At 59.4% G+C, this 11,263-nt stretch carries 11 protein-coding genes, 3 tRNA genes and 1 pseudogene; 6 read left to right on the top strand and 9 right to left on the bottom strand.

Going from position 1 to position 11,263, the window contains the following annotated elements; genetic code table 11:
• The 6 genes and pseudogenes from ACTHLA_RS05275 to ACTHLA_RS05250 all read right to left on the bottom strand — a co-directional run.
• Window positions 1-231: pseudogene (locus tag ACTHLA_RS05275) on the bottom strand (esterase); the annotation flags it as partial.
• A 24-nt stretch (window positions 232-255) separates the two neighbouring features.
• Window positions 256-2,397, bottom strand: coding sequence for an alpha-N-arabinofuranosidase (locus ACTHLA_RS05270; RefSeq protein ID WP_440186035.1), 2,142 nt, complete (start codon window positions 2,395-2,397; stop codon window positions 256-258).
• Between the two features lie 379 nt (window positions 2,398-2,776).
• Entirely contained in the window at window positions 2,777-3,307 is a 531-nt protein-coding gene (locus tag ACTHLA_RS05265) for a dihydrofolate reductase family protein (RefSeq protein WP_440186034.1), read from the bottom strand.
• Window positions 3,308-3,991: 684 nt separating this feature from the next.
• A complete protein-coding gene (locus ACTHLA_RS05260; protein WP_440186033.1) occupies window positions 3,992-4,282 on the bottom strand; it encodes a hypothetical protein in 291 nt (96 codons plus the stop codon).
• Between the two features lie 788 nt (window positions 4,283-5,070).
• Window positions 5,071-5,289, bottom strand: a complete 219-nt coding sequence (locus tag ACTHLA_RS05255; RefSeq protein WP_440186032.1) for a hypothetical protein — start codon at window positions 5,287-5,289, stop codon at window positions 5,071-5,073.
• 175 nt (window positions 5,290-5,464) lie between these two features.
• Window positions 5,465-5,540: transfer RNA gene (locus ACTHLA_RS05250), tRNA-Thr, on the bottom strand.
• A 157-nt stretch (window positions 5,541-5,697) separates the two neighbouring features.
• Between ACTHLA_RS05250 and metG the strand changes: the two genes are divergently transcribed.
• The 3 genes from metG (at window position 5,698) to ACTHLA_RS05235 (ending at window position 8,423) form a co-directional block, all read left to right on the top strand.
• Window positions 5,698-7,410, top strand: coding sequence for a methionine--tRNA ligase (metG, locus tag ACTHLA_RS05245; protein WP_440186031.1), 1,713 nt, complete (start codon window positions 5,698-5,700; stop codon window positions 7,408-7,410).
• A 21-nt stretch (window positions 7,411-7,431) separates the two neighbouring features.
• On the top strand, window positions 7,432-7,938 hold the full coding sequence (locus ACTHLA_RS05240) for a hypothetical protein (RefSeq protein WP_440186030.1): 507 nt from the start codon (window positions 7,432-7,434) through the stop codon (window positions 7,936-7,938).
• Window positions 7,939-8,024: 86 nt separating this feature from the next.
• Window positions 8,025-8,423, top strand: coding sequence for a DUF805 domain-containing protein (locus ACTHLA_RS05235; protein ID WP_440186029.1), 399 nt, complete (start codon window positions 8,025-8,027; stop codon window positions 8,421-8,423).
• A gap of 119 nt (window positions 8,424-8,542) precedes the next feature.
• Here ACTHLA_RS05235 and ACTHLA_RS05230 read toward each other — a convergent pair whose 3' ends face one another.
• From ACTHLA_RS05230 to rlmB, 3 genes are all read right to left on the bottom strand, one after another.
• Entirely contained in the window at window positions 8,543-8,875 is a 333-nt protein-coding gene (locus ACTHLA_RS05230) for a YidB family protein (RefSeq protein WP_440186037.1), read from the bottom strand.
• Between the two features lie 34 nt (window positions 8,876-8,909).
• Window positions 8,910-9,593, bottom strand: a complete 684-nt coding sequence (locus tag ACTHLA_RS05225; RefSeq protein ID WP_440186036.1) for a YjbE family putative metal transport protein — start codon at window positions 9,591-9,593, stop codon at window positions 8,910-8,912.
• A 117-nt stretch (window positions 9,594-9,710) separates the two neighbouring features.
• Window positions 9,711-10,625 (bottom strand): 23S rRNA (guanosine(2251)-2'-O)-methyltransferase RlmB, encoded by a 915-nt coding sequence (gene rlmB, locus ACTHLA_RS05220; RefSeq protein ID WP_440186028.1) that lies wholly within the window; start codon window positions 10,623-10,625, stop codon window positions 9,711-9,713.
• A gap of 193 nt (window positions 10,626-10,818) precedes the next feature.
• Between rlmB and ACTHLA_RS05215 the strand changes: the two genes are divergently transcribed.
• The 3 genes from ACTHLA_RS05215 to ACTHLA_RS05205 form a co-directional block, all read left to right on the top strand.
• Window positions 10,819-10,902 (top strand) — tRNA-Tyr (locus ACTHLA_RS05215).
• A 95-nt stretch (window positions 10,903-10,997) separates the two neighbouring features.
• Window positions 10,998-11,071, top strand: a tRNA-Gly gene (locus ACTHLA_RS05210).
• 52 nt (window positions 11,072-11,123) lie between these two features.
• Window positions 11,124-11,263, top strand: a 140-nt coding sequence (locus tag ACTHLA_RS05205) for a GTP-binding protein (protein WP_440186027.1), incomplete at its 3' end; no start/stop codon positions are given.

Below are 11,263 nucleotides of genomic sequence, written 5' to 3'. Positions count from 1 at the left end.
CGGGTTCTTGTCGTAGTCGGGCGGCAGATAGACGATGACCTTGCGGTCGGGCGATTCGCCTTCGAGATTGCCCTCCAGCGCCTTGGAGTGGACGACGATATTCTGCACGATCACGGGCCTGGCGCCCTGAACCACGGGCGGCACGACGGTCTGAACCTGTGCCTGAACCATGGGAGCGGCTAAGGCCAGGGCGGCGGTCAGGAGGCCGCCAAGAAGAGGCTGAAATTTCACGGATGTCTCCCGGTTGAGACGGCTCTAAAGGCCGCCTGTAATGTCAAATTCGTAGATCATGGTCGTGGCCGCAGGCACGCTTAGCCGACCGTCTGTCAGCGCGGCGGCGTCGGACTGAATGGTCACGGCTGGCGGCTGGCCCGCCTTATTGACGGCGTCGAGATTGGCGGCGTTGGGCGATGCGCCCGCCAGGCGCCAGGAGGTTCCTTTTGTGGCCACGGCCAGCTTGCCGAGGTTCAGCGCCAGATCGCGCGGCTCATAGGTGGCGTTGACCGCGCCGATGATCAGCTTCTTCCTGTCGGGACTGAGCGCGGCGATGACATCGACCGGCCAGGTCGAACTGCCGGCCACCACCTGCGGATGATCGAGCCCGACCGGATATTTCGGATCGGGCCAGGGGGTGTCGCCCGTCACCGAGACCGGCGTGACGCCCGCGCCGAAATGCTCGCCATACAGCTTGAACACCAGACCCGTGACGTTAAGCGTCGAGGCGTCCGCCGTCTGATCGAGCGTCGCCGGCCCCATGGTGAAGGCCGACATGCGGATGGCGTCGGTGTGGCGCAGCATTTCCTGCAACACCATCGAATAGGCCAGAGCGGTCTTCAGGTCGGGCGGTGAGGGAAAGTAGGCATATTCGTCGATCGACAGGAACATGTCCTTCTTGTCGATCACCGGATATTTGGAGCGGTAAATGTCCCACTCCTTCGCCTTCATCAGCACATTGTTGGACGGCTGGCGCGCGAACTCGATCAACTCATCGTCGGGCGGCGCGTCGGGACGCTTCTCCGCCGTGTCGTACCAGTGCTCGGTGATACCGCTGAAATAATCCGACGCCTTGGCCAAAAGCCCGCCGGTCCAGTCCAGCTCAGTGCCGAATTTCGGCAATATGCTTTGCAGGTTGGAATTTTCCTTCTCGACGCCGGGCCATTTGCGCTGGTCCGGCATGGCCCCGGAGGCCAGAAGCGTGATCGACGGATCGGCCTTCTTCATGCGGCGGGCAAAGTCAATATGCTTGTAGGCATAGTATTGCAGCGTCGTCTTGCCGATCTGCCAATCGCCATAGGGCTCGTTGCCGATGTCCCAGTACTTTATGCCATAGGGAGCCGGATGGCCGTTTTTCGCGCGCAGTCCGCCCCAGTAGGAGCTGGCCGGGCCGTTGAGATATTCGACCTCCTCGGCGGCGGAATTGGCGTCGCCCAGGCCCGCATTGACCGTGACATAGGGCATGGTGCCGATCAGGCGGCACAGCTCCATCCACTCGTCCATGCCGATATCGTTGGTCTGCATCGCGTCCCAGGCGTGGTCGAACATGGGCGGGCGCTTGTCCTGCGGGCCGATGGCGTCGTGCCAGTCCCAGTCGGACAGGTAATTGCCGCCCGGCAGCCGCCACATGCCCGATTTCAGCGTCTTCAGGGCCGCCACCGCGTCGGCGCGCCAGCCGTGCAGATTATCGGCGGGCATCAGCGACGCCGCCCCGATGCGCAGATCGCCGGAACCGGTGGCGGTGATCTCCAGCCGCGCCTTGTCGCTGCTGGCGGCGGGTTTGAAGCTGAAATTCACCGTCTTCCACACGCCGCCGGTTGCGGGCAGTTTCACAACCTGCCGGTCGTTCGGGCCATCGCCCCAGACCAGCGCGACCTGACCTTGCGCGCCCGCCGGAATCGCCACGACGACGCGGCCGTCATAGGCCTTGCCCGCCACTATGCTGAGGCCCGATTGCGAGACGCCGTGCGGCTCGCTTGCGGTCAGGGCGATGCGCGGGCTGTGATCGCCGACATAGGCGTCCTTCGCGTCCATGACCACAGCGTCGGCGGGGCCTACCGGCCGCCAGTGCTTGTCGGGGCCGGTGCGCGACGGCCGTGCGGGTGGCGCATCCTGACCTTCGGGCAGGACGGGGAAGTAGAATTTGCGGTCGTCGAGCATCTGCGCCCACAAGGAGCGGTCCACGGCGCGGCCTATGGGCTCGACGAACATGCCGTATTCGTAGGGGCTGACGGCGCGGGCGGTTTTACCCGCATCGATGCGCACCGTGATTGGAAACTGCGGAATGACGCTCTCGGCTACGGCGGCTTTGTCGGCGGTGGTTTGTGCGCCTGCCGCCATGGGCGACAAACTGGCAAGTCCAGCCAAGACGCCTGCCAGACCATATACCCATGTCGTTTTCATCTAAGGTCTCCCTGTTATCTTTTGCTTTTCTGAGCTGGACAGAGCGACTGCCCGCTGTACTTTGGTAGCGGTATCATTCCGGGATCCGCTTAAATGATCAGCGCATTGCGTTGACCAGGATAGATCGGCTTGAATGTTATTTTATCCCTGATGACGCCGCGGGCGCCGGCTGGTATGTACGCAGCTTTAATTGTCCGACTAAAACCTGTTCTGGAGAGGGTCGCAAGTTAAATTATTTGTAATGTTTTGCTTTAAGAGGCCTGTAGAGCTTTCAATGCGCTGTATAAAAAAGGGATTTAAGCATTCTGCGTGTTGATACCCTTATTAAGGCGCGAGCCAATCGTGGCGATCACGCCGCCCCAGCCAACGAAACCGGATATCAGGGGATGTAGCTAAGCCGGATCACCTGATCATCAATTTGCTCAGTGCTGGCCAGACGCAAGGGCGGTCGTGCAGCGGAGAAGAAGGGGGCGCCGTGGCCGAGGACTTCCGGGTGCAGGTAGATGCGATACTCATCGACTAACCCCAGTTCGGTAAGGCATTGCGCAAGCCTGGGGCCGCCGATTTCGATCTCGCCATTTATCTCAGCCTTGAGTCGGCGCACCTCAGCCTCGAGGTCGGGGCCGAGGATCGTGGCGTTTGGCCCGACGTGCCTCAGTGTGCTGGACACGACCCACTTGGGCGCCTTGCGCCATGCCACGGCAAAGGCGTGGTGGTCCGCATCCCAGCCGGGTTGATCCTGGTCCCAATAGCGCATCAGGCCGTAGAGATGGCGGCCATAAAGGCTACCGGCAAGGCGGTCGGTCTGTTCGACAAAATGGCGAAACAGTTTGGGGCTGGGCGGCGTCATCCGATCATGGTCGACATAGCCGTCGAGCGACTGGTTCATGCCAAAGAAAAGCCTGGCCATTATGCGCCCCCCTGATGTTGGCGAGCCGCGCTGCAAGCGGGCCTGAAATCGTAGAAAAAGAAGCTGTAGCGTAGAATTGCGTAGTTTGCCATTTGCCGGAGAGGTGGCAGTATTAAGTTAGTCCTTTGCTGCGGCTTACGCCATGAAACCCCGCCACCACCTCTACCTCGGCGATGAACTGACGGCTAAACCCGAACACCCCGATGCAAAGCCCGGCGCATCGAAATCCGCCATAAATGACAGCCGGTCTTCGCCAGCGTCATCGTCTTTTCGCGCCCCAGATAACTGTAGCTTTGTTGTCAAAGTTGTTGCCAGATGTCGCCACCAGAAGGGATAAACCCTTCTCATCGTAGAGCGTGTAGGGCTTGCTTTTCGTTTGCGCAGAACGGATTGCGGGGGCTCTGAGCGTCATAATTGGGGTATCGCCTTCCGGGGTTTCAGCCGATACCCCGAATTGTACCCCGGTTTGTACCCGGATAACCGCAGACAGCCGTGGATGTATCTGGACAATTCCCGGCTATAATATCATGGAACTAAAGGATTTTCCAGATATCCACAGACCGAGGCGGAAAGGCAATGGTGCCGGTTGCAGGATTCTTCTCAATGTTATCAATGGTTTATTGAACCACTGGTGTGCCAGTCGGCACGATAATCTGCATCGTCGCATCTAATCCGCAAATCACTCTAATGGTTCATTGCATCTAATGCGACGTTGCATGGGTAGGCTAAAAGCCATCGGGCGCGTCCAGCACATTGACACAGTCGAGGAAGTCGGAGGCGACGAGGTGGCCGTACCGCTTCGTCGGTGTTGAAGGTGAACCCGAAGAGAACCACGTAGCGGGTCTCGACGCCAAGGATGGCGTGGGCGATGTTGACGTCCCCGACAGCAGTCGTCAGGGAGTTGACGGGGGCCTGACCGATGCTCATCAGCATCTCGTTCACGGCCTCAAGCTCAGTGAAAGGCGTGGTGGGCATGGGTGAAGTCCTCGTTGGTTTGACGTTGATCACCCGTGTCGAGTTTATCGACCGAGAGCGTTTTCTATTAACTCTCCGCTAAGGGTGGTGACTAAGATCGGTTGCGCCTTGGGATGTTCCCGATTGTTTAGGATTTGCTCTTTGTGCAAATGAGCTATTAGTATATTCGCTACCGTCGAAAAAATGCCGACACTAAAATCAAGTGGAATGTGAAAGAGTTATTTTGAAGAACGCGGCAGTTTTTTGCCGCTCTACACGAACCGGATAGGCAATACTGTGGAAATTCGCATTAAATACGTTTAAAACATGCTTGCGCACTGTCGCGAATAGGCGCATGGATAGCGTTCCGACTTGCGGAGGATTGGACATTTTTCAAACTACGTGGGAGGAGCAGTCGATTTGCGACTGTATCGTTGTCGGGATGGCTCGCTCCTGTGTCATCCGCACTACCGACATAACACAGGAGCGAACACGGTCATGAAAGGAGGAATCCACCATGACTGACATCAATACCGACTATTACAAAGGGCATAGACACATCTACCCTGTGCCCGGAAGGTTAGCCCTCCGTGCAGACAAAGATGGGGTCTTAGTGAGCCCTGAGCGGAGGATAGGCTTAGAACCTGTCAACCACTTAGTTGACACTATGCTCAGTGAGGCGATCTGTAAAGGAAAAGCTGCGTTAGGACGGCTGCTGAACCTTTTGAAGAAAGCTCTTATGTAGCATCGGAATAACTACAAGCTCTCCCGTACTTGATTTATTTTCAGGCACGGGAGGGCTTTTTTTGTTACGCTTTCAGCAACTCCACCGCGCACTTCGTGCGCAGCGAGTCAGTGCTGACCATCATCCGCGAGATCATCAGCGTACCCTGCTTGTGCGGCTGGTCGACGACTTGCGTCGAGACCGATTGCACTTCCGCCGTAGCGACGGCTTGCGGGGTCCACACGGCGGCAACCGTGTTGGTGAAGTCAGCGCGGTACTTAGCCGGGATGGCACCCTGTGCCAAACACTGCGTGGTTGCAGGCGTATGTTCTGTGATCGTTGAAATGTAAGAGATTGCGCCGTGGCACTGGGGGTGCCAAAAACTGGCACACCATGCGGTTTTCCTAGCGAATACCACGGATGGCACACGGCACGGTCCGGGAATTACTGTTTAAGACACTGATTTTATTGAAGATTATTGGTGCCGGTTGCAGGATTCGAACCCGCGACCTGATGTTTACAAAACAACTGCTCTACCAACTGAGCTAAACCGGCCCTTCGCTTGCGAAGGCGCTCCTTATGCCGATGCGTCTGCGGCTTGTCCATATCCCCGGCCATTGTTTTTTGCCCTCAGTATAACGAAATTGTGGCCCGCCTGGCGAAAATTGGTTTATGACCACCGCCATCTCCCCATTAGAGAGCCGAAAACTTCATGTCCCGCATTCTGATCACCTCCGCGCTGCCCTACATCAACGGCATCAAGCATCTCGGCAATCTGGCCGGGTCGATGCTGCCCGCCGATGTCTATGCGCGGTTTCAGCGCGCGCGGGGCGCAGATGTGCTTTATATCTGCGCCACCGACGAACACGGCACCCCCGCTGAACTGGCCGCCGCCAAGGCCGGGCAGGATGTGCGCACCTATTGCGACGAGCAGCATGAGATTCAGAAGAAGGCGGGGGAGGCGTTCGGCCTGTCCTATGACTGGTTCGGGCGTTCGTCTTCGCCTCAGAACCGCGAACTGACGCAAGCCTTCTGCGACGCGCTGGACCGCAACGGTCTGATCGAGGAGCGCACCGACAAGATGGTCTATTCCATCGACGATGGGCGGTTTTTGCCGGACCGCTATGTCGAGGGCACGTGCCCGCACTGCGGCTACGACAAGGCGCGCGGCGACCAGTGCGATAATTGCGGGCGGCTTCTGGACCCGACCGATCTGATCAATCCCTATTCGGCGGTGTCGGGTTCGCGCAATCTCGAAGTGCGCGACACCAAGCATCTCTATTTGTTGCAAACCAAGGTCGAGGGGCGTTTGCGCGATTGGATCGCGTCGCATCATGACTGGCCAGCTCTGGCCCTGTCGATCGCCAACAAGCATCTCGATGAAGGGTTGATCGACCGGGGGATTACGCGCGACCTGAAATGGGGCGTGCCGGTGGCGAAGGATGGTCAGCCGCGTCCGGGCTTTGAAAACAAGGTCTTCTACGTCTGGTTCGATGCGCCGATCGAATATATCGCCGCGACGCGCGAACTGTTCGATGCGTCTGGCGATCCCGATGGCTGGAAGCGCTGGTGGCGGCTCGATTCGGGCGCGGAGGATGTCCGCTATGTCGAATTTATGGGCAAGGACAATGTCGCCTTCCACACGGTCAGCTTCCCGGCGACGATTCTGGGCTCCGGTGAGCCGTGGAAGATGGTTGATACTCTCAAGGCGTTCAACTGGCTGAACTGGTACGGCGGCAAGTTCTCGACCTCGATGAACCGCGGCGTCTTCATGGATCAGGCGCTTGAGCTTCTGCCTGCGGATTACTGGCGCTGGTATCTGATCGCCAATTCGCCGGAAAGCTCGGACTCGTCCTTCACCTGGGAGCAGTTTCAGGCGACGATCAATAAGGATCTGGCTGACGTTCTGGGCAATTTCGTCAACCGCATCGTCAAGTTCACCGAATCGAAATTCGAGGGCCGCGTCCCCGAAGGCGGCGAGGCCGGTCCGCTTGAAGACAAGCTCTATGCCGACCTGTCGGCTCTGCTGACCGAGGCGACGGAGGCCTTCGAGGCAATGGAGATGCGCAAGGCCGCGCAGGCCGTGCGTCGCATCTGGGTGCTGGGCAACGAGTATCTCCAGGAAGCCGCGCCATGGACGGCCTTCAAGAGCGATGTGGCGCGCGCGGGCGTGATTGTGCGCCACGGCCTTAACCTGGTGCGGCTGTATGCGGCGCTGGCGCAGCCGCTGATCCCGTTCACCGCCTCGCGCATCGCCGAATGCGTCGGCGCCGAACTGCCGCTGGGCTGGCCGAGCGCAGACGGTCGCGCCGAACTGAACCGGCTGGCGCCGGGGCAAGGGGTCGCCTCCGGCGAGGTGCTGTTCCGCAAGATCGAGGACACGCAGATCGCCGAATGGGCTGAGAGGTTCGGCGGCGAGGCGTAGTTCATAACAAGGGGGGGATATATGAAGATTTGGCCTGCTGAGACTTTCGAGTTTGAAATACCGCGCCCGCTTCCAGACGTCGCGAAATCCCTTAGAGACTTCCTCAAGGGCGGACGCGGCTATGAAACCCTGACCTATGCGCCCATGTCGGGCGAGGTCGATGACGCCGGTTTCGTCGTGTTGAGCCGACAGGATCGCAGCTCTCGTTCGCCGGACTTCTTTTTTTACGGTGTCTTCGAACCGCGAGATGAGGCGACACATGTGCGTGTGACGCTAAAATCGCCTGCCTTTTTGTGGTGGCTGGGTGGCGCCGCGCTCGTCGTCCTCGTGGGGCTGGCCTACGCGGCCTTGAAGGTAAACCTGCTTGAACCTCCGATTCGTGATCTGCTGGGACTTCCCGTCGGGCTGCTGGTCATCGTCTATGCCTCGTACCTGATCAGCTTCTGGCAGGCGCAGACACGCAAACGCGATCTGGTTCACATCATGACCTTTTACGGAACGCGCATTAATCTGCAATCAATCGACTGACGCCAAAGCTTACAGCGAATTCACTGGGTCGCAGGCTGGGGTGAGCGTAATATGGTTGATATAGAAACCAGACCCGGAGCTTGGTCATGTCGTTGATGTCGTTTCTGTTTTCGTTTCAGGGGCGGGTGCGCCGTTTGCACCTGTGGCTGTTCTTTCTGGCCTTGTCGGTGGTCTATGGCGGCCTGTTCTGGCAGTTCGGCCATGTGCTGCACGTTCATCACGGCGGCTGGGTCGGCGGCGGCTATATGTCCGACGAATGGCTGTGGTTCGCGCGTAGCCCGGTGTTCGACGCGCTGGCGCTGATCGCCGTCTGGATGAAGCTGGCCGTGATCGTCAAGCGTTGGCACGACCGCGACAAGTCGGGCTGGTGGGTGCTGATCGTGCTGATCCCGGTGATCGGCTGGCTGTGGCAACTGATCGAGTGCGGGTTTCTCGACGGCACGCAGGGGCCTAATAAATACGGTCCGTCGCCGAAGGGATTGTAACAGAAACGGCGGCTGTTAAAGTCGCCGTTTTTAGGTTTACCCACCGAAATGCTTTTTTGCGGCGCCTGGCCCGCGCTCAAGGAGCGAAGCGTTAGCGCAAAAGCAGCATCTGCCTGTTCTTATCCGCCGAAGTGCTTTTTCGCTGCCCCCGGCAGATGCTGCGCCAGATACCCCGCAGCGTCATCCGCTGACAGTCCGGTCTTTTCGGCGATGGCGCCAAGTTTATCGCCGAGAATGGCCTTGAGGTCGTCGGCGCTGATGGCGTGGTGCTGGCCGTCCTGCCACTTATCGACGACATGGCTCATGCCGTTGGAGACGAGGTGCGCGAGGAGGGCGGTCACGCCGCCGATGAGCGCGCCTTCCAGCATCATGTGGACGATGCCGTGGCTATGGTGGTGGTCGCCGCTTTGTTTGAGCTTGTCGTGCAGTTCGGACATAAGGCCCTCCGTTATTCCGGCGCGAGAGTGATGCGGCGTGGTATTTTCGTCAAGAGATATGCACGAGGTCGAGAATGCGCTGAAACAGGGCCTGAACGCGCGCCGCCAGATTGTGCTGAAGCGTCGGCAGGCATTTAAGGCTGGCGTCGCAGCCGGAAGCGTCCCAGACCTGATGGCCGCCTTCCCAGATCATGCGCAGCGCCACGCACAGCACAACGATCAGGCCGACATAGCCTATCCAGCGGAAGCGGTGCAGCATGGCGGCAATGGCGTTGGCGGCGATCCCCATCATGGCGATGGAGAACAACAGGCCGAACACCAGCACCCAGACATGATCCTCAGCGGCCCCGGTCACGGCCAGCACATTGTCGAGCGACATCGAAATGTCGGCGATTAGAATCTGAAGGATGGCCGCGCCCAGCGTCTTGGCGGGTTTGGCGGGGGCGTCTGGGTGGTCTTCGCCCTGGCGAAGGTCGCGCCACATCTTCCAGCACACCCACAACAGCAAAAGGCCGCCCGCCAGCAACAGGCCTATGATCTGAAACAACTGCACCGTGATCAGCACGAAGCCGATGCGCGTGACGACCGCGCCGATCAGGCCGAACAGAATCGCCTTGCGCCGTTTGTCCGGGGCAAGGCCCGCCGCCGCCAGCCCCACCGCGACGGCGTTATCGCCCGCCATGACGATGTCGATGAACACCACCTGCAAGAAGGCGAGCCCCTGATCGAACAGATGCTGCGAGACAAAGGGGCTGAGAAACGTCGGCACGCTTAGCCATGACAGATCAAATTGCACGGCGTCCTCGTAGGGTTGGACCTGTCTTTACAGTTAAAGGCGTAGAAGGCGCTGTCAACCTTCGGAAGGACGGCGCGCGCAGGCCTCATACAACGCAATCGACGCCGCATGGCTGACATTCAGGCTCTCGAAGCCGCCCGGCATGGGTATGCGCGCCAGATGGTCGCAGTGCTCGGCGACCAGACGGCGCAGACCGTCGCCTTCGCTGCCCAGCACCAGAACCAGCTTTTTCAGGCCTGCGCCCCAGTCCTGTTGCGCCAGCAGTTCGTGCAGGTTCGATTCGCCTTCGCCCGCCAGACCGATGCTGACATAACCGTCTTCACCGAGCCGCTCCAGCGCCCGCGACAGGTTGGTGACGCGCGCGAAGGCAACCCTGTCCGCCGCGCCCGCCGCGGTCTTGACCAGCACGCCCTGCAGAGGCGGCGCATGACGGTCCTGCATGATCAGACCGCTGACGCCGAAGGCCGCCGCCGAGCGAAAGATGGCGCCGATATTCTGCGGATCGGTGACCTGATCCAGCATCAGAAACACCGATACGCCGTCGCGCGGCGCCATTTCCAGCAGCGCATCCAGCGATTCGCCCTCGGGAACCGGCGCGTTCATGGCCATGCCCTGATGCACCGCGCCCTGTGGCAGGAAGCGGGCGATATCGGCGGATGGCAGCACGGTGACGCCAAGATCGCTGCGTTTCAGCAAGGCCTGCGGCAGAGAACTGGCGCGATCCTCGCTCAGAAACAGCCGGATCGGACCTTCACGGCGCGGATTTTTCAGCGCGGCCTCGACCGCGTGAACGCCCCATATCCAGCCTTCGTCAGAGACCTTATGTCGTTGATGCGTTTGCTGTTTTTGTGGACGCGCCTGTACAGACGCGCCCGCAGTCTGCGCGGGTTTTCCGCCGCCTGAAAATTTTTGTGCGCGGTTTTTGCCGGATTGCCGCTTCGGGTCGTTGCGTTCGCGAAAAGAGGACACTATAAGACGCGCTCCGATTTGAGGCCTGAAAGAAGCCGAAGGAATAGTCGAAGCGGTCCTTACGACCAAGGCGATTTTTCCAGAAGTTTTTTTCGCTTAGGGGCTTGTCCTTTTTTTGAAGGTCGAGTTTAAGGCGTCGGATCGAAGCCTGATGATCGGTCCTTCATGGGCGGTCAGACATCGTTGAGTGTTTGGGGGAATGTCCCGAGCGGCAAAGGGGGCGGACTGTAAATCCGCTGCGTAAGCTTCGCAGGTTCGAGTCCTGCTTCCCCCACCATCACTCATCATCACGGGCTTTCGATCGGACGGGGCGCAGATCACCAGACTTCAAGAAGCGGCCCTGTTTCCCCTGTGGCGACCAGCGGCTCTTCGGCGGGTATAGCACAATGGTAGTGCAGCAGCCTTCCAAGCTGAGGATGCCGGTTCGATCCCGACTACCCGCTCCAGATTTCAGTATATCAACCCTTAGCCCGATTGGGCGATACGGAGCCTGAACCTATGGCCAAGGAAAAATTCAACCGCACGAAGCCGCACTGCAACATCGGCACGATTGGTCACGTTGACCACGGTAAGACGACGCTGACGGCGGCGATCACGATCACGCTGGCGAAGACGGGCGGCGCGACCGCGAAGAACTA

Source organism: Asticcacaulis sp. (assembly GCF_051956075.1).
Lineage (GTDB): Bacteria > Pseudomonadota > Alphaproteobacteria > Caulobacterales > Caulobacteraceae > Asticcacaulis.
The sequence above is the reverse complement of the archived record's forward strand: the minus strand, read 5'-3'. Positions and strand labels throughout refer to the sequence as shown.

Coding starts and splice junctions, on each gene's coding strand:
- ACTHLA_RS05270 (WP_440186035.1), bottom strand. CDS start 2,397: ATGAAAACGACATGGGTATATGGTCTGGCAGGCGTCTTGGCTGGACTT.
- ACTHLA_RS05235 (WP_440186029.1), top strand. CDS start 8,025: ATGTCGTTGATGTCGTTTCTGTTTTCGTTTCAGGGGCGGGTGCGCCGT.
- ACTHLA_RS05240 (WP_440186030.1), top strand. CDS start 7,432: ATGAAGATTTGGCCTGCTGAGACTTTCGAGTTTGAAATACCGCGCCCG.
- ACTHLA_RS05260 (WP_440186033.1), bottom strand. CDS start 4,282: ATGCCCACCACGCCTTTCACTGAGCTTGAGGCCGTGAACGAGATGCTG.
- metG (WP_440186031.1), top strand. CDS start 5,698: ATGTCCCGCATTCTGATCACCTCCGCGCTGCCCTACATCAACGGCATC.
- ACTHLA_RS05265 (WP_440186034.1), bottom strand. CDS start 3,307: ATGGCCAGGCTTTTCTTTGGCATGAACCAGTCGCTCGACGGCTATGTC.